Origin of the sequence: Streptomyces ardesiacus (genome assembly GCF_003112575.1) — a bacterium.
Classification (GTDB): domain Bacteria; phylum Actinomycetota; class Actinomycetes; order Streptomycetales; family Streptomycetaceae; genus Streptomyces; species Streptomyces ardesiacus.
Map to the genome: position 1 here is coordinate 737,621 of NZ_BEWC01000001.1, position 19,989 is coordinate 757,609.

18 protein-coding genes and 2 pseudogenes (1 of these 20 running past the window's edge) are annotated in these 19,989 nt (G+C 73.0%); 14 read left to right on the forward strand and 6 right to left on the reverse strand.

Features of this window, described 5'->3' with window-relative positions:
* The 4 genes from Sdi02f_RS02940 to Sdi02f_RS02955 all read left to right on the forward strand — a co-directional run.
* Positions 1-6,253: the 3' portion of a lonely Cys domain-containing protein gene (locus tag Sdi02f_RS02940; protein WP_108932641.1), read on the forward strand. The gene continues 23,972 nt to the left of window position 1, outside the view; the window shows 6,253 of its 30,225 coding nt (coding positions 23,973-30,225); its start codon lies beyond the left edge, outside the window; its stop codon occupies positions 6,251-6,253.
* Complete coding sequence (locus Sdi02f_RS02945; RefSeq protein WP_245962129.1) at positions 6,246-6,965, forward strand: type VII secretion system-associated protein; 720 nt, start codon at positions 6,246-6,248, stop codon at positions 6,963-6,965. Before Sdi02f_RS02940 ends, Sdi02f_RS02945 begins: the two co-directional genes overlap by 8 nt.
* A 68-nt stretch (positions 6,966-7,033) precedes the next feature.
* Entirely contained in the window at positions 7,034-7,771 is a 738-nt protein-coding gene (locus Sdi02f_RS02950) for a YoaK family protein (protein WP_053638482.1), read from the forward strand.
* A 17-nt stretch (positions 7,772-7,788) separates the two neighbouring features.
* Positions 7,789-8,643, forward strand: coding sequence for an SDR family NAD(P)-dependent oxidoreductase (locus Sdi02f_RS02955; protein WP_108932642.1), 855 nt, complete (start codon positions 7,789-7,791; stop codon positions 8,641-8,643).
* A gap of 340 nt (positions 8,644-8,983) precedes the next feature.
* On the opposite strand, the gene Sdi02f_RS02960 is transcribed toward Sdi02f_RS02955, so the two are convergent.
* The 3 genes from Sdi02f_RS02960 to Sdi02f_RS02970 all read right to left on the reverse strand — a co-directional run bounded on the left by Sdi02f_RS02960 (position 8,984) and on the right by Sdi02f_RS02970 (position 10,839).
* Entirely contained in the window at positions 8,984-9,241 is a 258-nt protein-coding gene (locus tag Sdi02f_RS02960; RefSeq protein ID WP_174843298.1) for a hypothetical protein, read from the reverse strand.
* A gap of 76 nt (positions 9,242-9,317) precedes the next feature.
* Positions 9,318-9,695, reverse strand: coding sequence for a hypothetical protein (locus tag Sdi02f_RS02965; protein ID WP_030404283.1), 378 nt, complete (start codon positions 9,693-9,695; stop codon positions 9,318-9,320).
* 205 nt (positions 9,696-9,900) lie between these two features.
* Positions 9,901-10,839: a GlxA family transcriptional regulator gene (locus tag Sdi02f_RS02970; RefSeq protein WP_108932643.1), complete on the reverse strand. Its 939-nt coding sequence runs from the start codon at positions 10,837-10,839 to the stop codon at positions 9,901-9,903.
* Between the two features lie 197 nt (positions 10,840-11,036).
* Here Sdi02f_RS02970 and Sdi02f_RS02975 point away from each other — a divergent pair, with 197 nt between their 5' ends.
* The 6 genes and pseudogenes from Sdi02f_RS02975 to Sdi02f_RS03005 form a co-directional block, all read left to right on the forward strand.
* On the forward strand, positions 11,037-11,738 hold the full coding sequence (locus Sdi02f_RS02975; RefSeq protein ID WP_108932644.1) for a DJ-1/PfpI family protein: 702 nt from the start codon (positions 11,037-11,039) through the stop codon (positions 11,736-11,738).
* Complete coding sequence (locus Sdi02f_RS02980) at positions 11,735-12,211, forward strand: DUF2269 family protein (protein WP_108932645.1); 477 nt, start codon at positions 11,735-11,737, stop codon at positions 12,209-12,211. Before Sdi02f_RS02975 ends, Sdi02f_RS02980 begins: the two co-directional genes overlap by 4 nt.
* Positions 12,208-12,510, forward strand: coding sequence for a hypothetical protein (locus tag Sdi02f_RS02985; protein WP_037799447.1), 303 nt, complete (start codon positions 12,208-12,210; stop codon positions 12,508-12,510). Before Sdi02f_RS02980 ends, Sdi02f_RS02985 begins: the two co-directional genes overlap by 4 nt.
* A complete protein-coding gene (locus Sdi02f_RS02990; protein ID WP_051783663.1) occupies positions 12,507-13,001 on the forward strand; it encodes a DUF6010 family protein in 495 nt (164 codons plus the stop codon). The genes Sdi02f_RS02985 and Sdi02f_RS02990 overlap by 4 nt, the downstream gene beginning before the upstream one ends.
* A complete protein-coding gene (locus Sdi02f_RS02995; RefSeq protein WP_030404289.1) occupies positions 12,988-13,347 on the forward strand; it encodes a GvpU-like protein in 360 nt (119 codons plus the stop codon). Before Sdi02f_RS02990 ends, Sdi02f_RS02995 begins: the two co-directional genes overlap by 14 nt.
* A 513-nt stretch (positions 13,348-13,860) precedes the next feature.
* Positions 13,861-14,115, forward strand: a pseudogene (locus tag Sdi02f_RS03005) (pyridoxamine 5'-phosphate oxidase family protein); the annotation flags it as partial.
* A gap of 461 nt (positions 14,116-14,576) precedes the next feature.
* Here Sdi02f_RS03005 and Sdi02f_RS03010 read toward each other — a convergent pair.
* The gene (locus tag Sdi02f_RS03010) at positions 14,577-15,506 is read right to left on the reverse strand and encodes an NADP-dependent oxidoreductase (RefSeq protein ID WP_108932647.1); all 930 of its coding nucleotides are present in this window, start codon (positions 15,504-15,506) and stop codon (positions 14,577-14,579) included.
* Positions 15,507-15,580: 74 nt separating this feature from the next.
* Here Sdi02f_RS03010 and Sdi02f_RS03015 point away from each other — a divergent pair, with 74 nt between their 5' ends.
* Positions 15,581-15,961 (forward strand): winged helix-turn-helix transcriptional regulator, encoded by a 381-nt coding sequence (locus tag Sdi02f_RS03015; RefSeq protein WP_053638489.1) that lies wholly within the window; start codon positions 15,581-15,583, stop codon positions 15,959-15,961.
* Positions 15,962-16,339: 378 nt separating this feature from the next.
* Here the strand turns inward: Sdi02f_RS03015 and Sdi02f_RS03025 are convergent, their stop codons facing one another.
* Complete coding sequence (locus tag Sdi02f_RS03025) at positions 16,340-16,837, reverse strand: MmyB family transcriptional regulator (RefSeq protein ID WP_281262856.1); 498 nt, start codon at positions 16,835-16,837, stop codon at positions 16,340-16,342.
* Between Sdi02f_RS03025 and Sdi02f_RS36940 the strand changes: the two are divergent.
* From Sdi02f_RS36940 to Sdi02f_RS03040, 3 genes and pseudogenes are all read left to right on the forward strand, one after another.
* Positions 16,771-16,956 (forward strand): annotated as a pseudogene (locus Sdi02f_RS36940) (hypothetical protein); the annotation flags it as partial. The gene Sdi02f_RS03025 and the pseudogene Sdi02f_RS36940 sit on opposite strands and share 67 nt — an antisense overlap.
* A gap of 160 nt (positions 16,957-17,116) precedes the next feature.
* On the forward strand, positions 17,117-17,536 hold the full coding sequence (gene panD / locus Sdi02f_RS03035) for an aspartate 1-decarboxylase (RefSeq protein WP_030404755.1): 420 nt from the start codon (positions 17,117-17,119) through the stop codon (positions 17,534-17,536).
* A gap of 49 nt (positions 17,537-17,585) precedes the next feature.
* On the forward strand, positions 17,586-17,930 hold the full coding sequence (locus tag Sdi02f_RS03040) for a GNAT family N-acetyltransferase (protein WP_031084825.1): 345 nt from the start codon (positions 17,586-17,588) through the stop codon (positions 17,928-17,930).
* 584 nt (positions 17,931-18,514) lie between these two features.
* Here Sdi02f_RS03040 and gnd read toward each other — a convergent pair.
* The gene (gnd, locus tag Sdi02f_RS03045; protein ID WP_030404753.1) at positions 18,515-19,954 is read right to left on the reverse strand and encodes an NADP-dependent phosphogluconate dehydrogenase; all 1,440 of its coding nucleotides are present in this window, start codon (positions 19,952-19,954) and stop codon (positions 18,515-18,517) included.
* Positions 19,955-19,989: the final 35 nt, after the last annotated feature.

The following is a 19,989-nucleotide window of genomic DNA, read 5'->3' on the forward strand; positions in this document are numbered from 1 at the left end:
GGTCGTCCCGCACGGCAGCCCGGCCGGGACCCGGCCGTCCGCGGGCAGCCTCCCCGACGAGGGCGCCCGCAACTCGGCGCGCAACTGGTGGACCACCAGCGGCGCCACCACCCTCCACCGGGACCCGGAGAGCGGCACGTACACCGTCGCGATGCTGCCCGGCCCCGACGGGCAGCCGGCCCCGACGGGCACCTGGGCCCGCACCGCCCGCCCCAAGGGCGACCCGGAGGGCCCCGCGCCGGGCCCGGTCGCGGGCGCCACCAACGCCGGGGCGGCGCCGAGGACGGACGGGCCGCCGCAGCCCGTCACCGAGTCCGGCGACGCACCCGCCGATGCCACCGCCGAGGCCTGGCAGGCCCACGCGCGGGCCCTGTCCGCGTTCGGCGCGGCGACCGACAGGGCCGCGACGACGCAGCGGACCGGCGGCGACGAGGCCGCCGTAGCGGACGCCCGGACCGAGGCCGACGCGGCGCGCCGCCGACTGGAGGACGCCGAGGCGCGGCTGCGGGCCCTGGGCGTCGCCCCGGAAGCACTCGGCGCGGCGCGGCGGGCCCGGTGGGAGACCGGGGAGAACACCGGCGCCGGGGATCCGCCGCCGTCCGTCCCGCAGGACGCCGAGGCCCGCCGCCGGATCGCGGACCGGGTGACCGAGGCGGACCTGCCGCCCGCGACGCCGCCCCCCGCCGAGGGCGAGACCGTCGGCCTCCGCGAACTGGAGGCGGCGGGGATCACGCCCTCCGTCGGGCAGCGCACCGAGATGATGCTGCGGGGCGACGACCGGCTGCCCGCGTCCGCGCTGACACCGCTCGACCTGGCCCGGGTCCGGATGACCGGCCCCGGCCCCTGGACGGCCGCGTCGGACACGGCGGCCGCGAACGCCGCCCGACGCCTGTGGAGGCGGGCGTACGCCGGCTTCGCGGACGCGGCGCCCGAGGGCACGGACGAGGCCGACGCCTCCCGCGCCTGGGCCGCCGCCGTCGTCCTGGTCCTGCCGACCGAGCCGCACGACGTACTCGCCGACTCCCGCTACGCGGGCGAGGACTTCCGCGACGCGGTGCGCCGGGTCGCGGACCAGGTGCTGACCGGGGGAGCGGACGCCTGGTCCGCCGCCGGACTGGCCGACACCCTCCGCCGGGACCTGGGCCTGCGTCCGCGCTGGACGACGCCCGGCCCCGACGCGCCGACCACGGAAGGGAACCCGGCGGAGGCCACGGGGGCGAACCCGCCCCCCGTGGACACGGCACAGGACGCCGGGACGGACGCCGGGGCGAGGGGCGCCCGTGCGACGGGGACGTCCGGGACGCGGCAGCCGGCGCCCGCGACCCGGCCGGGCACGGGCACCGGCCTGCCCGACACGGACGTGCCCGGCATCCCCTCGGTGCCCACGCCCGTTCTCCCGTCGCCCGTCACCGCGGGTATCCCGACCGCCGCCGACCGGCAGGAGGTGGGCCCCACCGACCCCGCCGGCATCGAGGAGGGCGAGGGCCCGCGTCCCGTCGCCCCGCCTCTGCCCGAGGGGACGCCCGCCGAGCTTCCCGCCGGCCTTCGCGACCGCGCGGGTATCCCGACCGCCGCCGACCGGCAGGAGGCGGGCCCCACCGACCCCGCCGGCATTGAGGAGGGCGAGGGCCCGCGTCCCGTAGTCCCGTCTCTGCCCGAGGGGACGCCCGCTGAGCCTCCCACCGGCCTCCCCGACCCCACCGACGTCCCGTCGGCCTCCGCCAGGGCGCGCTCGTCGGCCGGGGAGCCCATGGAGGGGGTGGAGCCGACCTCGGTGCCCGCGCTCACGCCCGGCCCGCCTTCCGCGCCCGCGCCCGTCTCCTCCGCCCGGCCGGTGCTCACGGGCCCGGCGGGCCCGGCGCCCGCCCGGCCGGTACTCATGGGCCCGGCGGGCCCGGCGCCGTCCGCACTGCCCCAACGCAGCCTCGTGGCCTACGCGCGGGAGTCGACCGTTCCCTCGCCGGCCGGCCGGGAGACCCTCGACCGGCTGGCGCATCAGGTGGCCGCCGCCGGGCTGCACAACCGCGCGGCGGGATGGGCCCCGCCGCGCGTCGAGGTCACCGGCTACGGGGCCGACGGCCCGGGCAACCGGGGCCTCAAACGGGCCACTGCCGCACGCACCCACTTCCTGCGCCGGCTGACCCAGGCGCTCGAGCAGATGCAGCGGGACCTCCCCGCCGACGCTCCCCGGCTGACCGCCCGCGACTTCCGGGTCAAGGCGGTGGCCATGACCCGCGTCCCCGACGACTGGACGGGCACGGGCGAACTCGCCGGAACCGGCCGGGCCGACCTGGGACGGCAGGCGACGATCCGCGTCGTCCAGGCGCCGGACGCGACCGCGACGCAGACCCTCGACGCCTTGCGCCGCCGCGACCGCGCGCTGCGCCACCGCCCGCTGGACGTGGACGCGCTCGCCGCCCGCGTCCTGCACCTCGACCCGGGCACGGCCGTGGACCAGGGCGCCCGCGACGCCCTGTTCGCGCTGGTCAACCGGGCCACCGCGGCCGGACGCGCGACGAGCCTGCCCGCACTGGCCGCGCACCACCTCGCCGAGCTGGGCGTCACCGGCCCCGGCCGGGCCCGCCACTTCACCGCCGGGGGCCGGCGCGTACCCGGCCTCAACTGGCACCCGGACGCCGATCCGGCCGCCGAGTTGGACCCCACCCGCAACGACGTACTGGAGGACACCGGACCGGGCCCCTACACCGTCGCGGAGACCCGGCAGACCCCGTGGCCCCGCGGCACCACCCCCTACGTCGTGGCGGCCGGCGGGCGGCACGACACGGTGGAGGTGCTGCTGCCGGACGGCACGACGCGGGACCTGGACGTCGACGAGTTCACGGAGCTGGTCGCGGCGGACGTGGCACGGGAGCGGCTGCCGAAGGACACTCCGGTCGTGCTGGCCGTGCCCTTCGCCGGCGACCACTACCTCGACCTGCCGCGCACGCTCGCGGACCGCACCGGTCTGACGGTGTGGGCGCACAGCGGAGAGGTGACGCTCGGCTCGGACGGCGGCGTGAGCACCGTCGACACGGTCCGGCGCGCCGGCTCCCCGGAGGGCGACTGGACCGCGAGCGAGCCCGGTCTGGCACCCGACCCCGACGACGACGCGCCGGAGTGGCACCACCGGGTGGCCACCCGGCCCATCGTCAGCGCGCTGACGGGCCGGCAGATCGGGCGGGCCTCGCACCACGCCGCCGAGTGGGCGGCCGACTTCGAGGACGACGACCGCCACCTGGACCGGATGACGACGTACGTCCACTACTACCCGGCCACCGGGCAGGTCTCCGCCGAGCAGGAACTACCGCGTCCGGGCGCGGAGGACGCCGCCTACCGCCTGGACGTGCACGGCTCGCCCGGCCACCTGCACCTGGCGATGCGGGACGGCACCGTCAGGCAGGTCGACGAGCGGGAGGCCGGGCCGTGGCTCAGGCGCCGCAAGAGCCTGTCGAGCCTGCCGAAGGACCACTGGATCGACTTCGTGGTCTGCTGGAGCGGCGCCCCCCGGGACCGCGCCGTTCCGGTGTCGCCGAACACCGCGAGCGACGCCTACGCCGGCCCGTTCGTCCCCGACCCGCTGGGCAGCCTCTCCCTGGGCCAGCAGCTCGCCAACTCCACGGGCCGCAGCGTCCGGCTGTCCTACAGCGCCCAGGGCACCCGGAGCAGCGACGGGCGCTACACGCGGACCCTGTTCGCCGACGCGCAGGGCCGCCACAGGGCGTGGGCCCTGTTCCGGCCCGACCCCTCGGGCGCCGACCTCGACCGGCTGGCGGCCGCCGCCGGCCTGGCACCGGGCGACGGCGAGGTCTCCGACGAGATGCGCGCCGGGACGCTGCGCCTGGTGCGGGCGTTGCGGCTGACCTTCGGCCACGACGTGGACGACGCCGCCGACTTCGGTGAACTGCTGCGCGGCGTGGCCGCGGTGGACCACATGTGGCGCAGCGACACGGACTTCGACGAGGCCGGCCCGTTCACCCTGGACCTGCTGAACCGGGTGGTCGCCGCGCACCCGTCGGCCGCGTCCGGGGTGGACCGGGCGGCCGTGCGCCGTGTGCTGGCCGCCGCGGCGGAGCACTGGGCCGCGTGGCCCGGTGACGAACTGGTCGGTTTCGTCGAGGTGCCGGCGATCGAGGCGGCCGCCCGGTGGATGCGGGACGGCGACCCGCGGGACGAGGCCGTCACCGCCCTGGACCTGTCCGGCCCGCACGCAGTGGGCGAGGCCGAGCGGTCCCGGATGTTCTGGGCCCGGGTCAAGGCCGAGGAGGCCCTGAGCGCCCCCGGCACGGACCTGGGCGTCCGCGTGTCCAAGGTGCTCCATCTGCGGCCCGGCCCCCGGCCCACCGGCCACCGCGACACGCTGCTCGACCTGCTCACCCGCGCCTTCGCCGCGGGCCGTGACGCCGCCGACCCGGACGTGGCGGCCGCCTACCACCTGGACGAGTCGGGGGTGTACGCGACCACTGACGTGGTGACGACGAACGGCGGCGAGAGCGGCGACGGCCGGGACTACACCGCCGGGCAGACGCCGACGACGGTCGACCTGGCGCGGTTCGGCACGCCCTCCGGCCTCGCGGACGCGCCGTGGGCGGACCACAAGGGACCCGCCCCCTACCTCGTACGGATCACCCCGGACGGCAGGGCGCCCGACCTCCTGGAGCTGTCCTTCGACGGGGAGACGCATCGGGTGACGGCCGGAGAGTTCCTCGAACTCCTGGCGCACGATGCGTCGTTGGCCGGAAAGGAACTGAGCGTACCGGTCGTCCTCGCCTTCTCGGCCCACGACGGCGACCCCGGCGACCTCGCGGGGCGGACGGCCCAGCGTCTGGGCCGCACCGTGTGGTGGACGGAGTTCCCGGTGGACGTGTCCGCGACGGGAACCTCGGGGGAGCCGGTCCTGACCCTGCGGACGACACCCGACGGCGACGTACCGGACGCCGGTGCCTGGGAGCGGGCCCGCCCCGCCCAGGCCATGTCCCCCGGCGACGCGCCGCGCCCGGTCCAGGCTCCGCTCGCCAGGGCGGCCGCCCCGCTCCTGGAATCGTTCCCGGCCCTCACTCTGTACGAGGACACGGAAGGGGAGGCGACCGACTCCGGTTCGGACTCGGACTCCGACTCCGACCCCCACGTCGACGCGGAGACGCCGGACGCCGCCGCGGACGGAAACACCGGTGACCGCCCCGCGCCCGACTGGGTCCTGGCCCGGATCCGCTACGCCCAGGAAGCCCTCCTCTTCGAGCGGCGGCTGGCCGCACACCTCGGGGAGAACGAGCAGGTCAACGCCGAAATCGGCAAGGTCGTCCGGGCCTTTTGGACCATCACTCTCCACAACCGGCTGGACTACCGGCTGTTCGGCAGCAGGAACGAGATGTCCGCCGGCGCCGTCGGACAGCGCTACGAGGCACTCGCCCGCGTCGTGGAATCCGGCAATCTGCGGGAACGGGTCACGTTCCTGTTCAACGGCGTCGCCAAGGACCTCGTCCCGCATCTCATGGGCGGCGTCGAGCCCCAGCACCCGGTGATCGCCGTGGAGCGCCGCGACCGGCACAAGAGCCAGCTCTTCCAGGAGTACGAGCGCAGGGTCGCCGAACTCCGCGCGGCGGAACTGGACCCCGAGGACAAGGCCCAGGAGAGGGACGACCTGGAGGCGATGCTGCGTACGCCGCTGCGCCCCGACGAGGTCAGTCCGCCGCTCAGCGAGGCCGAGTGGCGGCGCGCGGTCCGGGACGGGCAACTGCTCTGGTCGCCCGCCGGCATGGAGCACACGCTGCCGATGGCCGCCGACTTCCAGGCGCGTTCCGAGGACTCCGGGGGACTGGTGCTGACCGGTACCTCGGGCAGCGCCTACCGCATCCTCACGCACGTGGCCCGGCTGACCCGGCTCGCCGGTGTCCCCGTCGACCTCGGCCTCGTCCGGGCCGGACTGGCGAGCATCCTGGTCGGCGTGGGGCACCACAGCTTCCACGAGGTGATGACCGGCGCCCAGCTCGCCCTGGACGAGTTCGACCCGGGAGCGGCCTCGGTCTACTCCGACAACTGGGGCCGGTACTGGGACGTCTACCCGCTGACCGAGGAGGAGCTGCGGACCTTCGTGGCCCGTGAGGGACTCTTCCCGGACGAGCACGCCCGTGACCTGCTCGACCGGCTGCAGGCGGGGCGGACCGCCGGCCCGCGACAGGACGGCGCGCCGACGCCCGCGGCGGACGGTGCTCCCGCGGCACACGAGAACGAGAGGACGAGAGGACGAGATGAGTGAGTCCGGCGCCCGGACGCCCGCCACCGCCCCCCTGGACCCCGAGCCCCCGCAGGAGTACGTCGAGGCGGCCAGGCTCGCCCCCGACCACTGGCTCTACCTGCCCGATCCCGCCTGGCGGGGCGAGGGGCCGCCGCCCGACTGGGCCGTGGTCGGCCAGTGGCGCTCCGACTCCGACGGCACGATCGTCGAGTGGGAGGACAACCCGGAGTACCGGCCGTCCCCGGAGGCGATGGGCTGGCCCGAGCCCGCCGACGAGATCGACCGGGCCATCCAGCTGGCCACCACCGGCTACGGTCCGGCCGAGGACGTCACCGCGGCCCTGTCCGGTGCCGAGGTCGCCGTCCTGGTCACGGCGGACGGCGAACCGGTCCGGGCCTCCGCGCCCGACGGCACCCCCGCGGTCCCCGTCTACACCTCCCCCCGATACCTCCACGCCGCGGGCCGCCTCGCCTCCGAGAACCTCCCGGTCGGCACCCTGCTCACCCGCGTCCCCCCGGGCCACGCCCTCTACCTCAACAGCACCGCACCGGTCGGCATGGTGCTGCCGACGGAGGGCCTCGCCGACCTGCTGGAGGAGGGAGCCGCCCGGAACGACGGGGCGTCGCACTCCAGCACCGGGGCGGTCGCGGTGGACGATGGTGGCCTTCCGAACGTGCCGGAGCCCGGGGTGCGGGTGGCGTCACCGGGTGGGGTGGACCGGAACTCCACCTGATGCCCCACACAGGGCCATGAGGGACGCGCCTTCGCCGTAACGCCGCCTTGGCACGAGACCCTGGGCCGATGAAGCCGACGGACAGTGATGCCTCGTACCTGGTGGGGCTGTTCGCGCTCACGGTCGCCACGGGCCTCGTGGACGCGGTCAGCTACCTGGCGCTGGACCGCGTCTTCACCGGGAACATGACCGGCAATGTGCTGTTCGTCGGCTTCGGTCTTGCCGGGTCAGGAGAGGTTCCGCTGCTGAACAACGCGCTCGCCCTGGTGGGGTTCCTCGCCGGCGCGATCGTGGCCGGACGCCTCGTGCACGGGCGCACGCACGTCACCCGCCTGCCCACCGCTCACCTGCTGGTCCTGTGCGGCACCGCTGCCACGGCTCTCGCGAGCGGGGTCGCCTGGCTGCTGCTGGGCGCTCCGGCCGGAGGATGGCTGATCGGGCTCACGGCTCTGCTCGCCGCGGCGATGGGCATGCAGGCGGTGGTCGCCCGCGGGGCACGGATCCCCGACGTCACCACGGTGGTCATCACGAGCACGCTGGTGAACTTCGCGCTGGACAGCCCGCTCGCCGGCGGCACCTTCGACAAATGGGTCCGCCGCGCGGGAGCGGTGGTGTCGATGGGGGCCGGAGGGGCTCTCGGCGCGCTGCTGATCAGCGCCTGGTCCGGAGCCGGCGCGCTTCTCGTGGCCGGTGCGTGCATGACCCTCGGGGCCATCGGGCTCGGGGCGGCGCGGCACAGGGAAGGACGCCGGGCGGCCGGCACTCGGACGGTCCTCGAACGACCCGGTGGAGAAGCCGGACGATGAACGACAAGGAGACAGGGATGAGCGAGAACCGAGTAGTGGTCGTCACCGGGGCGGCCCGCGGGATCGGTCGCGCCACGGCCGTGGCCTTCGCACGAGAGGGATACAGCGTCGCCGGGGCGGACATCGCGGCCCCGGCGAGCTCCGCGATGGACTACCACCCGGCGACGCCCGAGGACCTCGCCGAGACCGGGCGGCTCGTCCAGGAGGCCGGGGCCGCGTGGCTGCCGGTGGTCTTCGACCAGCGCGACCGCGGCGCGGTGAAGGCCGGGCTGGACCAGGTCGCAGAGCGCTTCGGGGGGATCGACGTCGTCTTCGCCAACGCCGGTATCCAGGGTTTCGCGTCCCTGCCGCAGATGAGCGACGAACTCTGGGACGACCAGATCGACGTCAACCTCACCGGCACCGCCAACGTCCTGCGCGCCGCCGCGCCGCTCCTCGTCGAGCGCGGGGGCGGACGGATCATCGTCACGTCCTCCACCCAGGGTCAGCACGGCACCCTCGACGGCGCGGGGTATTCGGCGTCCAAGTGGGGACTGATCGGGCTGGTGAAGTCGGCGGCCCTCGACCTCGGCAAGCACGGCATCACCGTCAACGCCGTGATCCCGGGACTGGTCAACACGGCGCTCACCCGTCACGAGGACCGCTACGCGCAGATCATCCGCACGGGCGGCCACGAGCCCACCGGCGACGTCACCGAGGACGAGCGGACGGCGGCCGACGCCCAGCGCGGCAAGCTGCCGCTCGGAGTGCCGTGGGTCGAGCCCGAGGACGTCGCGCCGCTGGTGGTGTTCCTGGCCTCCGACGCGGCACGCATGGTGACCGGTACGAGCTTCGCCGCCACCGGCGGCGACAGCGCCAACATCACGGCGTGACCCGCAACCGCTCGGGGCACGGACCGACCGTACTCGCCCACTGGCAGGAACGGCTCGGTGAACTCCCGCCCCGGGTCGGTGGGTTGCGCGCGTCTCACAAGGCGGGCCACCCGCCCCCCCGCTCGGCGTACCCCGGCCAGGCCCCCTACCCCCACGCCCCACGGGGAGTCCCGCGCCGCGGCTGCACCGGTGGCGTCGCCGACGGTGGCCGGGGGCTGAGGGCGGGCGCCGGTGACGAGAGGCGGACGGGACCGGGGCCGCGTTCGCCCAGGATGTGGCGCGGGAAGACGCGCTGGTTGCAGCCGTCGCGACCGCTGAGGATCAGGCCCATGATGTCCGCTCACCCGCCATGCACTGGGCGCGAGGTACGGCGGGGGACCGGCCCACGGCCGCCGATCAGGAGGACCACGGCGATTGTCAGGGCGAGGCAGAGCAGGCCCACGCCGAGCTGGGTCAGCCGCCAGGACCAGGTGAACGCGTCGAGTTCCACGGCGTGGGCCGTGTCGCCGAGGCGCCCCGCGCCGACCTCGGCGGCGCGGGCCGCGTCATCGAGCCTGGCCGTCGGTGGGGGACGGTGGGACGGGCGGGGCCGGTCCACTGTCGGCCCACAGGTGACCCCGCGGGGACGACGTGCACGCGTGGACCGACGGCATCCACCTCCCCGTCCGTCCGGGTCACTCGATCCAGCGCGCAGCGGCTTCGTAGGTCGTGGCCGGTGTGCTGTTGAACGCGATGGCGGCCTCGGGCGCGTAGCGCCGAACCAGGTTGACCACCTGCTCCAGGAGTTCGACCTGATCATCCGAGTGCCGCAGGCCACCGCCGATCGTGACGCACTCCCACGGATGAGCGCGCAGCGCGGTCCCGACGACCTCGCCCACGTCGTCGCTTCCGTCCACGCCGATCAGGCAGGTCTCCACCCCCACGCCGTGTTCGGCGAACTTCGACAGCCCCGCCTCGATCGCCTTGGCGGCCGGCGCGGGATCCCAGGGCCCCGGCACCCGAAACGGATCAAGCCCGATGACGAGGACGCGGGGTGCATCAGAGGTGTCCATGTCCGGACGATATGGCGGTGGCCGCTGAACGGCCCGTCGCCGGCCCTGTCCCCACGGTGGACACATGCGTAAACGTCAACTCCTGCCGGTCTACGTCGCAATGACCGTGACACGGACGGCATCGAGGAACTCACCCTCCCTGTCGCGGGATGAACAGCTGTGAAGCCACTGGGTCAACTGGTTGAAGGGCTGTGAAGCCACCGGTTCAGCTGAAGGTGCGTCGGTAGGTCTGCGGGCTGACGCCGGTGGTGCGTTTGAAGCGGTCGCGGAAGGTGGTGGACGAGCCGAAGCCGACCTGGCCGCCGATGCGCTCCACGGAGTGCTCCGTGGTTTCCAGCAGGTGCTGTGCCTGGCGGATGCGGGCCCGGTGGAGCCACTGGAGCGGGGTGGTGCCGGTCTGGTCGCGGAAGCGCCGGATCAGGGTCCGGGTACTGGTCCCGGCCTGCGCGGCGATGTCGGCCAGGGTGAGGTCGCGGGCCAGGTTCTCCCGCAGCCAGGTGAGCAGCGCCTCCAGTTCGGAGCCCTTCGGCGCGGGGGCGTGGTCGTGGACGATGAACTGTGCCTGGCCCCCGTCGCGTTCGAGCGGCATCACCGACAGGCGGGCGGCGTGCGCGGCGACCGCCGACCCGTAGTCCCGTCGGATCATGTGCAGGCACAGGTCCATGCCCGCGGCCGCGCCGGCCGAGGTGAGGAACTGCCCGTTGTCGACGTAGAGGACGTCCGGGTCGACGTCGACCTCCGGGTGGAGGGTGGACAGCAACCCGGCCGCGCGCCAGTGGGTCGTGACGCGCAGCCCGTCGAGGAGCCCGGTGGCGGCGAGGGGGAAGGTGCCCACGCAGACGGAGGCGATCCGGGTGCCGTCGGCGGCGGCCGACCTCAGCGCGTCGCGTACGGCGGTGGACGGCGGGACCGTGGGATCGGTGACGCCCGGCACGATGATCGTGTCCGCGTCCCGGAGGCCCTCCAGACCCCAGGGGGCACGCAGGGTGAAGGCGCCGGTGTCGACCTCGTCGTGCTCGGCGCAGACCCGGACCTGATACCCCGGCCGTCCGTCGGGCAGGCAGGTCCGGGAGAAGACCTCGATCGGGGTGGACAGGTCGAACGGGATCACCTGGTCCAGCGCGAGAACGGCGACTGTGTGCATGGCCGGAACCTACCTCGTTTCCACCCGACGGATACGGGCCCGGCATGCAGAAAACCCCATGTCAACGCAGATCAGAAGCCTTCTGAGGCATGTGGCACTTTCCCGTTGACAACTGTCACTTGTGCCACTGGGCGATCTCGTCGGCGGACGGTTGACTTCAACGCGTCGGAGAGAGATCGGCCCGGAAGGAGTGCTCCATGCATATCCAATTCGTCTTGTTCGACGGTTTCGACCCACTCGATGTCGTCGCCCCCTACGAGGTGCTGTACGCCGGCGGTACGGCATCGGGTGGCGCGGTGACCGTCGAGTTGGTCACCGCGGAAGGCTCCCGCGAGGTGATCAGCGGCACCGGGGGACTGGCACTGCGGGCTACCGGGACCCTTGACCTGGAGCGGGCGGACATGGTTCTGGTGCCCGGTGCCTCCGGCCGCGTGGGAGAACCCGGCGAGGTCCCGGAAGGAGAGACGGGCGCCGGCGAGTGGAAGCAGGACGAGTCCGTCCCGGTGCTGCTGGGCCGCACGCTGACCACCGAGCTCCCCGCGCTCCTCAAGCAGGCCATGGACGACCCGGACGTCTCCGTCGCCACCGTGTGCGGTGGCTCGCTCGTCCTGGCCATGGCCGGCCTGCTGGAGGGGCGTCACGCCACCACCCATCACATGGGCCTCGACATGCTGGACGCCACCGGCGCCCACGCGGTCCGCGCCCGCATCGTGGACGACGGCGACCTGATCAGCGGCGCCGGCGTCACCTCCGGGCTCGATCTGGGCCTGTACCTGCTGGAGCGCGAGGTCGGCCCCCGCGTCGCGCACGCCGTCGAAGAGCTCTTCTCCCACGAGCGGCGCGGCACCGTCTGGCGCGCCCAGGGCCCGACGCCCACCACTCCGGAGCACCAGGCGTGACCAAGCTCCTTCTGTCCCTGCACGTCCTGGCCGCGATCATCGCCGTCGGCCCGGTCACCGTCGCCGCGAGCATGTTTCCCGCCACGCTGCGCCGCGCCCTCGGCGACTCCGCCGACGGCAACGCCCGTGCCGTTCTGCACACGCTGCACCGCATCTGCCGGATCTACGCGGGCGTCGGCATCGCCGTTCCCCTCTTCGGTTTCGCCACGGCCAGCAGTCTCGGTGTCCTCGGCGACGCCTGGCTGATCACCTCGATCCTGCTGACGGCAACGGCCGCCGCCGTACTGACCTTCCTGATCCTGCCCGCCCAGGACCGCGCCGTGGCCGCGACGACGGGTTCTGCCGCACCGCCGTCGGCGCCGGCTCCCCCGTCGTCGGCCCGGCTCGCCATGGCCACGGGCATCTTCAACCTGCTCTGGGCCACCGTCACCGTACTGATGATCATCCGCCCCGGCTCCACCACGGGGGCATGACCGTGCGCCTCCCGCCTCCGCCCCACCTGCGCATCGCGGCTCACGCCGAGCTGATCTCCCTGGTCGTGATGCTGACCAATGTCTTCACCGTCCACCTCAAGCCTCTCTCGTCCCTGATGGGCCCCACCCACGGCTGCGCCTACCTGTTCGTCGTCATCACGACCTGGCGCCTCAGGCAGGCCCGGGCCGCCGCCAAGGTCCTGGCCCTCGTCCCGGGGGCCGGCGGGCTGCTCGCGGTGCGACGGCTCGACCGCGGCGATGCGGCCCGCCCCCAGGAGAAAGAAGCCCTTCCCTCATGAGCCTCGTGTCACCGGTGATCGTCGGCATCATCTACTGCCTGCTGATGTCCCTGATCAAAGAACCACACCGACGCCGCTTCAACGCGATCATGGTGGGCGGAGCCGGCGCCGCCTATCTGAGCGGGGGCGGATTCGGTCCGTGGGAGATCCCCTTCGTCGCACTCGTGGCTTACGTCGCCTACCGCGGCCTGGACTCCTGGACCTTCATCGGCCTCGGCTGGCTGCTCCACACGGCCTGGGACCTGGTCCACCACCTCAAGGGCAATCCGATTCTGCCCTTCTACCACGACTCCTCCCTGGCCTGCGCCATCTGTGATCCGGTCATCGCCCTGTGGTGCTTCCGCGGAGGCCCCTCCCTGATCGCGCTCGTCCGCCGCGGGTTCGGGCCCGGCCGCACAGCGGACCACTCCCACGATCACGCTGAGGACCTGCCCGAGGCGCCCCGCCGGCGCGGGCCGGTGCATAGAATTCGATCCCATGCCGAAGCTTGACGAGCTGCTCGTTGCCATAGCCGCCCTTGTGGAGTCCGGGCAGAGCAACCAGATGTCCCTGACCGTGGTCACCGGTGGTGCTGTCATCACCGGCCGGCTGGCTCCGGAAGCCATGTGGAGGAAGAGGGTGTCGGAGGTGCTGACGGACTCCGCCGACCTGGGCGAGTTCTCCACCCTCTTCGACACCCCCGCGAGGAAGGACGGACCGCCCACGTATCTGCATTTCCACGTCGCCCGGATCCTGCAGGGCACGGTGGGGATCCCGGAGACAGGCGGGATGTACCGCGTCGCGATCGAGGACGTCAGTGCCTGGACCATGGGCGACTTCAGCTACTCCGACCACTGACTCACCGACCCACGGCTCACAGTGAGGCCCCGGAGGAAGACCTTCGGTTCGTAGAACCTGGAAGAGAGGAAGAGAGAAAGGCAGCCCCGCCCCTCGTGGACGCGGGGCTGCCCCGGCACGCACCCGAACTCCCGGCTCACCCTGAGGACCCCGTCGGCCCGCAGCGGGTGTACAAGTGTCCCGGCGTGCTGACCTGGCGGCCGCCGCAACAGGGCTCTGGGCCCGGATGCCTGGCTTCCGTCTGTAAGGTGTGTCACGTGGCTCGTCAGCTCGCTCGCGGTATGGGGGCGCTCTGCAAGGACCGCGGCCGTGCCAGGCCGACGCGGTGCCCGCACGCGCGTACCGGGCGGCGTCGCGGACGACTGGCTGCGGCGCCGGTGAGGCCGACCGGCGCGGGACCGTCGACAGCGTTTGTAAGTGCTACGTCCCACACGGGTTCGGCGCGTTCCGCGGGCGAAGCCGCCCTGGGACCCTCACCGGGACGAAGGTCGGCCTGCGACAGGTCAGGGAAGGCTGGCCCGCGCCACCGCCTCGCGAAGACCCGCCGTCCTGCCGGTCAACTTCCTCCCGGATGAGAGCGGTGCCGTGCTGTTGCGCACGTCGGCTTACTCCGAGCTGGTCCGTGCCATCGACGGCGCCGTGGTCGCTTTCGAGGCCGACGAAGTCGACACCGTGACGCACTCCGGCTGGAGTGTCGTCGTCACCGGCCTCGCCTCGGCGGTCACCGATCCCGAGGAACACGAGCAACTGATCCGCACCGGTCCCCGTTTGCTTGGTCATCCGTGCTGCACGGGGCGAGCGACGACGTCCTTGTACAAAGCAGCCGCGACCCACGGGCAGGACCGTGTGACGCATCACGTCGCTCATCACACGCGTACCGCCCCGGCGTCGAACTCCCGATCAGTCCCCCCCGCGCCGCCCCTGACCGCCACCGTCGCAGCAGAAGGGCGGCGGTGCTTCGGAGCGAGTCCGAGGAGCCCCTCGACCGCGCGGTTCGTCCACCGGCGCCGCACATCGCGATCATCGGCAGGCCTGTGAGCGGAGCGTTCCCGAGGGCGCGGCGGCCTGTCGGTCTAATGAAGTGAGGCCTCCGCATGACGGTGACCTGCGTGGACTGAGTTGGATGAGACAGGTCGACTCGGTTCGTTGAGACGAAAGGCCGGAGCCGGCCGTGGGGACTCAGAGGACACCTCGGTGGGGCCTCGCTTGCGCGAGGCCCCACGACGGGATCAGACGGTGAGGACGAGCTTGCCCTGGAGGTGACCGCCGTCGAGCAGCCGGTGCGCGTCGGCGACGCGCTCGAACGGGAACGTCTCCTGCACGTGGACCCGGAGCCTGCCCTGTTCGACGAGTGCGACGAGACCTCGCAGGGCGACCGGATCGGGGTCGACCGCGATGCCGCTGAAGCGCATGCCGGCCGCCTCGTACCTGGTGACAAGCTCCGCATCCTCCTCGGCGACCGCGGTCACCAGGTGACCGCCCGGGCGGAGCACGTCGAGCGACCGCTCGACGGTGTCGCCGCCGATCGTGTCGAGCACGACGTCGATGTCGCGGACCGCCTCGGTGAAGTCGACCGCCGTGTAGTCGATCACCTCGTCGGCGCCGAACCCCTCGACGAACGTCTGCTTGCTCCCGCTGGCGGTCGCGATCACGTGCGCGCCGAGCGCTTTCGCGATCTGGATCGCGACGTGGCCGACCCCGCCGCCACCGCCGTGGATCAGGACGCGGTCGCCCTCGCGCACACCGCCGAGGTCGACGAGGCCCTGCCACGCCGTCAGCCCGACGACCGGCAGCGCCGCCGCCTCGACGTGTGAGAGCGACGCCGGCTTGCGTGCCAGGTGCAACGCCGGCGCCGACACGACCTCGGCGTACGCGCTCGCCGCCCGGGGGAACAGCGGCATCCCGAACACCTCGTCGCCGGGCCTGAACCGCCACGTCCCCGGCGCCTCCTCGACCACGCCGCTGATGTCCCAGCCGAGGATGAACGGCGGCCGGCCGATCAGCGGGAACTCGCCGGCGCGCAGGCGCGCCTCCAGCGGGTTCAGCCCGATCGCCTTGACGCGGACGAGAACCTCGGTCGGGAGGGGCTGGGGCTCGGGCGCGTCCACGATGGTGAGCACCTCGGGACCGCCGAACGTTTGCTGGGTGATGACTCGCATGACTCTCCTGGCTTTGGAAGGGGAGAGGACCCAGGCTATGAATGTGACAGGAACCAGCAGGTACCTTTGGCGCCATGAGCGGTTTCGGTCCCGGGGACGCCTTTCTCGCCGACTGTCCGGCGCGTCTTGCGGTCGAGCTGATCGCCGACAAGTGGACGGTGGTCGTGCTCTACGGCCTCAGCAGGGGTCCGGTGCGCCATGGCGAGCTGATCGACTTGATCGGCGGCATCTCCCGCAAGATGCTCACCCAGACGCTTCGACGGCTCGAGGCACATGGACTCATCCGCCGCCACGCCTACGCCGAGGTGCCGCCCCGCGTCGAGTACGAACTCACCCCGCTCGGCGCGACACTGATCGATCCGATCCACATGCTGACCGAGTGGGCGAGGGCGAACGGCGACGCAGTGCTCGATGCGCTCGACGCCCACTCCGAGCCGGTCGCCCATAGCGACTGAGGCCCCCACTACCGAGCTCGTGCACGGTAAGCGGTGAGGTGTCGAGCACCCGATTGTTGCTCATGGTTGTGTGGTGGGGAACACAGCTCGTGCAGCGATCATCAGCGACCGGGGGATCACGGGCCTGTCGGCCAATGTGGTCGCCGAACTCGTGGCTGAACGTGGCCCGTTGTGGCACGAACGACACCAGGCCGGCTCGCCTCAAGGCCACGGAAGCGAGTTGTCGGTGCGGGTGCGAGCTTGAGCGGCGCTGCATCCCGGCCCAGCGGTGGAGGAGCTGCACCGGCTGATCGGACTCCGCAGCGTCGTTCTCGACTGCCCTGCCTGTCGCTGGGATCCGGGCCCGACGACAGCCACGGGCCAACCAGAACGCTGCGCTCAGCGAAGAGTGAACCCGCTCTGCTTCGCGGCCCCGACATCCTGGCTGCCCAGGACGGCGAGCAGTTCCAGCTTCTCCGCCGAGTCGCCGCCCACCGGGGCGGTGAACCACAGCAGCCGCTGCGAACCATCCTCACTCAGCAGGCTGAGGCAATTGAGTTCTATCGCGCAGAGGTCCGGGTGCATCAGCCTCTTTCGGTCGGCCCGACGTACGGCGACCTCCTGATGAGCCCACAGGTCGGCGAACTCGCAGCTCGCCGAGACCAGTCGCCGAATCAGTCCGCGCACCTCACTGTCGACGCCACGGCGAGCCGAGACCGCTCGCAGGTCGGCCACGAAGACCCGCGACTGGTGATCGTGTTCGTCGGGGTGGTACCGCAGCCGGGCTAACGCAATGCTCCTGTGCGGGACGGCTGCCGGCGCGCGGCACCATGGCGGCAGTCGATGTGAGCGTGGGGAGTGAGGATGACCGAGGGCAGCGCCGTGGATTTGATTCACCCGGCTGGCGAGGAGAGGTGTCTACTGGTTCGAGTGCTGGGCCGGCACATGCCTGGAGTGCCGTCCCGGCATGCCTCGACGCGGAGATCGTGGTTGTCGGAAGGTTCGCACAGGGGCGCCTGGAAGTTTGCCTGGCACCGGACGATTTGGACTGCTGGTCCGAGGTGCCTGGCCGCAGGAGGTTGTTGAGGGTCTTCGAGTCGAAGGCATGCTCATGTACAGTGAACAACGCCCCTGACCTGCAGAAAGCGGCGGGGAGCCGTCACATAGGAGTACAAAGTGCTGCGCACTGTTCTCAAGTCCAAGATCCACCGCGCCACCGTCACCCAGGCCGACCTGCACTACGTCGGTTCCGTGACCGTCGACGCCGATCTGCTGGACGCCGCCGATCTGCTGCCCGGTGAGCTGGTGCACATCGTGGACATCACCAACGGGGCCCGGCTCGAGACGTACGTCATCGAGGGCGAGCGCGGGTCCGGGGTGATCGGGATCAACGGGGCCGCGGCCCACCTCGTCCACCCCGGTGACCTGGTGATCCTGATCAGTTACGCCCAGGTCGACGACGCCGAGGCACGGGCGTTGCGGCCCCGGATCGTGCACGTGGACGGCGAGAACCGTATCGTCGCCCTGGGTGCCGACGCGTCCGAGCCGGTGCCGGGCTCCGACCAGGAACGCAGCCCGCAGGCCGTGTCGGCCTGACGTACCGGTGTACTGACCCGCTGATGGCGCGGGGACGAGGAGCGTGGCCGTGAGTGACATCGAGATCCGTGACGACCGGCCGGCCGGACGGCTGGAGGCGGTTGCGGCCGGGGAGGTCGTCGGACGCATCGAGTACTTCGTGCTCGACGCACCCGCGCGGGCCCTCGTCCCCGTGCACACGATCGTCGAACCGGCCCACGAGGGCAAAGGCATCGCCGGTTCCCTGGCGCGTGAGCTGTACGGCATCGCACGGCGCGAGGGCGTCACGGTCGCGCCGCTGTGCCCGTACGTCGTGAAGTGGGCCGAGCGGCACCCGGACGAGGCGCCCGCCGCCGACCCGGAGCTGCTGCGCGCGGCGAAGGAATGGCTCGTGGCGCACCCGGACCGGTTCTGACCGGGGACGAGCGGAACGCCGAGGGACGCACGTGCCGGCGCCGCCACACATGGCCGCGCCGCCGTGCCGCCGCGCACTCGGCCCCGTGCGCCTTCCCGGACGGGAGCCGCGGTGGTGGCGGGCCCGCCCGGGCCGCCCGGACCCCGGAGGCTCCTACGGCCGGGTGAGTGGGGTGGCGGCGCTCGGGTAGGCGGGGGACAAGTCCAGAGAGCCGACGTCGACCGACTGGCCGGAGGACAGTGCCATGACGAACCCGTACCCGGACCCCGTCCCACCCGGGCCGACCCCCGGTCCTACTCCGGGCCCGGACCCGGAGCCACCGCAGCCGCGCCCCGACCCGGCGACGCCGCCGGTCCCCGGCCCGGAGCCCACCCCTCCGCCCCAGCCCCCGGGTCCCGGCCCGCAGCCGACGCCTCCGCCTCCCGGGCCCGGCCCGCAGCCCCCCGGTCCGGGGCCCCAGCCGCCGCCCGGTCCGCCGGAGCCCTCCCCGTCGCCGGTCCCGCCGGGGCCCGAGCCCGTGCCGAACCCCGAGCCGGGGCCACCGCTCACCTGAGTGGCCGAGGGCAGGCCGGGCGGGGCGGGTACTACGCGGTGACCTCCGACCGGTCCCCGCCCCAGAGCGTGTGGAACGCGCCGTCCCGGTCCGTCCTGCGGTACGTGTGCGCCCCGAAGAAGTCCCGCTGGCCCTGGGTCAGCGCGGCGGGGAGCCGTTCGGCGCGCAGGGCGTCGTAGTAGGCGAGGGCGGCGGCGAAGCCCGGCGTCGGTACGCCCTGGCGGGTCGCGGCGACCAGGACCTCGCGCCAGTCGTCCTGCGCGGCGGCGATCTCCTGGGCGAAGGTCTCGTCCGACAGCAGGCTCGGCAGGTCGGGCCGGGCGTCGTACGCGGCGCGGATGCGGTCCAGGAAGGCCGCGCGGATGATGCAGCCGCCGCGCCAGATCGCGGAGACCGCGCCCAGGTCGATGTCCCAGCCGTACTCCTCGCTGCCCGCCGCGATCTCGTGGAAGCCCTGCGTGTACGACACGATCTTCGACGCGTACAGCGCCTGCTCGACGCGGTCGGCGAAGGCCGCGGCCTCCGCCTCGCCGAGCGGCGACGCCTTCGGGCCCGCCAGGCCGCGCGAGGCCTCGCGCAGCGCCGCGTGACCGGACAGGGAGCGGGCGAAGACGGCCTCCGCGATGCCCGAGACCGGCACGCCCAGGTCAAGGGCGATCTGCACGGTCCAGCGGCCCGTGCCCTTCTGTTCCGCCTGGTCGACCACCACGTCCACGAACGGCTTGCCCGTCGCCGCGTCCACGTGCGACAGCACTTCCGCCGTGATCTCGATCAGGTACGAGTCCAGACGGCCCGTGTTCCAGGTGCGGAAGATCTCCGCGATCTGCGCGGGGGAGTACCCGGCGACGTCGCGCAGGAGCTGGTACGCCTCGCCGATCAACTGCATGTCGGCGTACTCGATGCCGTTGTGCACCATCTTGACGAAGTGCCCGGCGCCGTCCGGACCGACGTGCGTGACGCAGGGCGCCCCGTCCGCCGCCTTCGCCGAGATCTTCTCCAGCATCGGCCCCAGCGACGCGTACGACTCCTTCGAGCCGCCCGGCATGATGCTCGGGCCGTGCAGCGCGCCCTCCTCGCCGCCGGAGATGCCGGTGCCCACGAAGTGGATTCCCTGCTCACGCAAGTCGCGCTCCCGGCGCCGGGTGTCGGCGAAGTGCGCGTTGCCCCCGTCGATGATCATGTCGCCGGGCTCGAGGAGCGGGGCGAACTCCCGGATCACCGCGTCGGTCGGGTCACCGGCCTTCACCATGATCACCAGGCGGCGCGGCCGTTCCAGCGCCGCCACGAACTCCTTCGCGGTCTCGGCCGCCACGAAGTCGCCCTCGCTCCCGAACTCCTCCACCAGCGCGTGCGTGCGCGACGCGGTCCGGTTGTGCACCGCGACCGTGTAGCCGTTGCGGGCGAAATTGCGGGCGAGGTTGCGGCCCATGACCGCGAGACCCGTGACGCCGATCTGCGCTGTAGTGCTCATTGCGTTGGCTCCTAATGACCTTGGTGTCTGTGGTG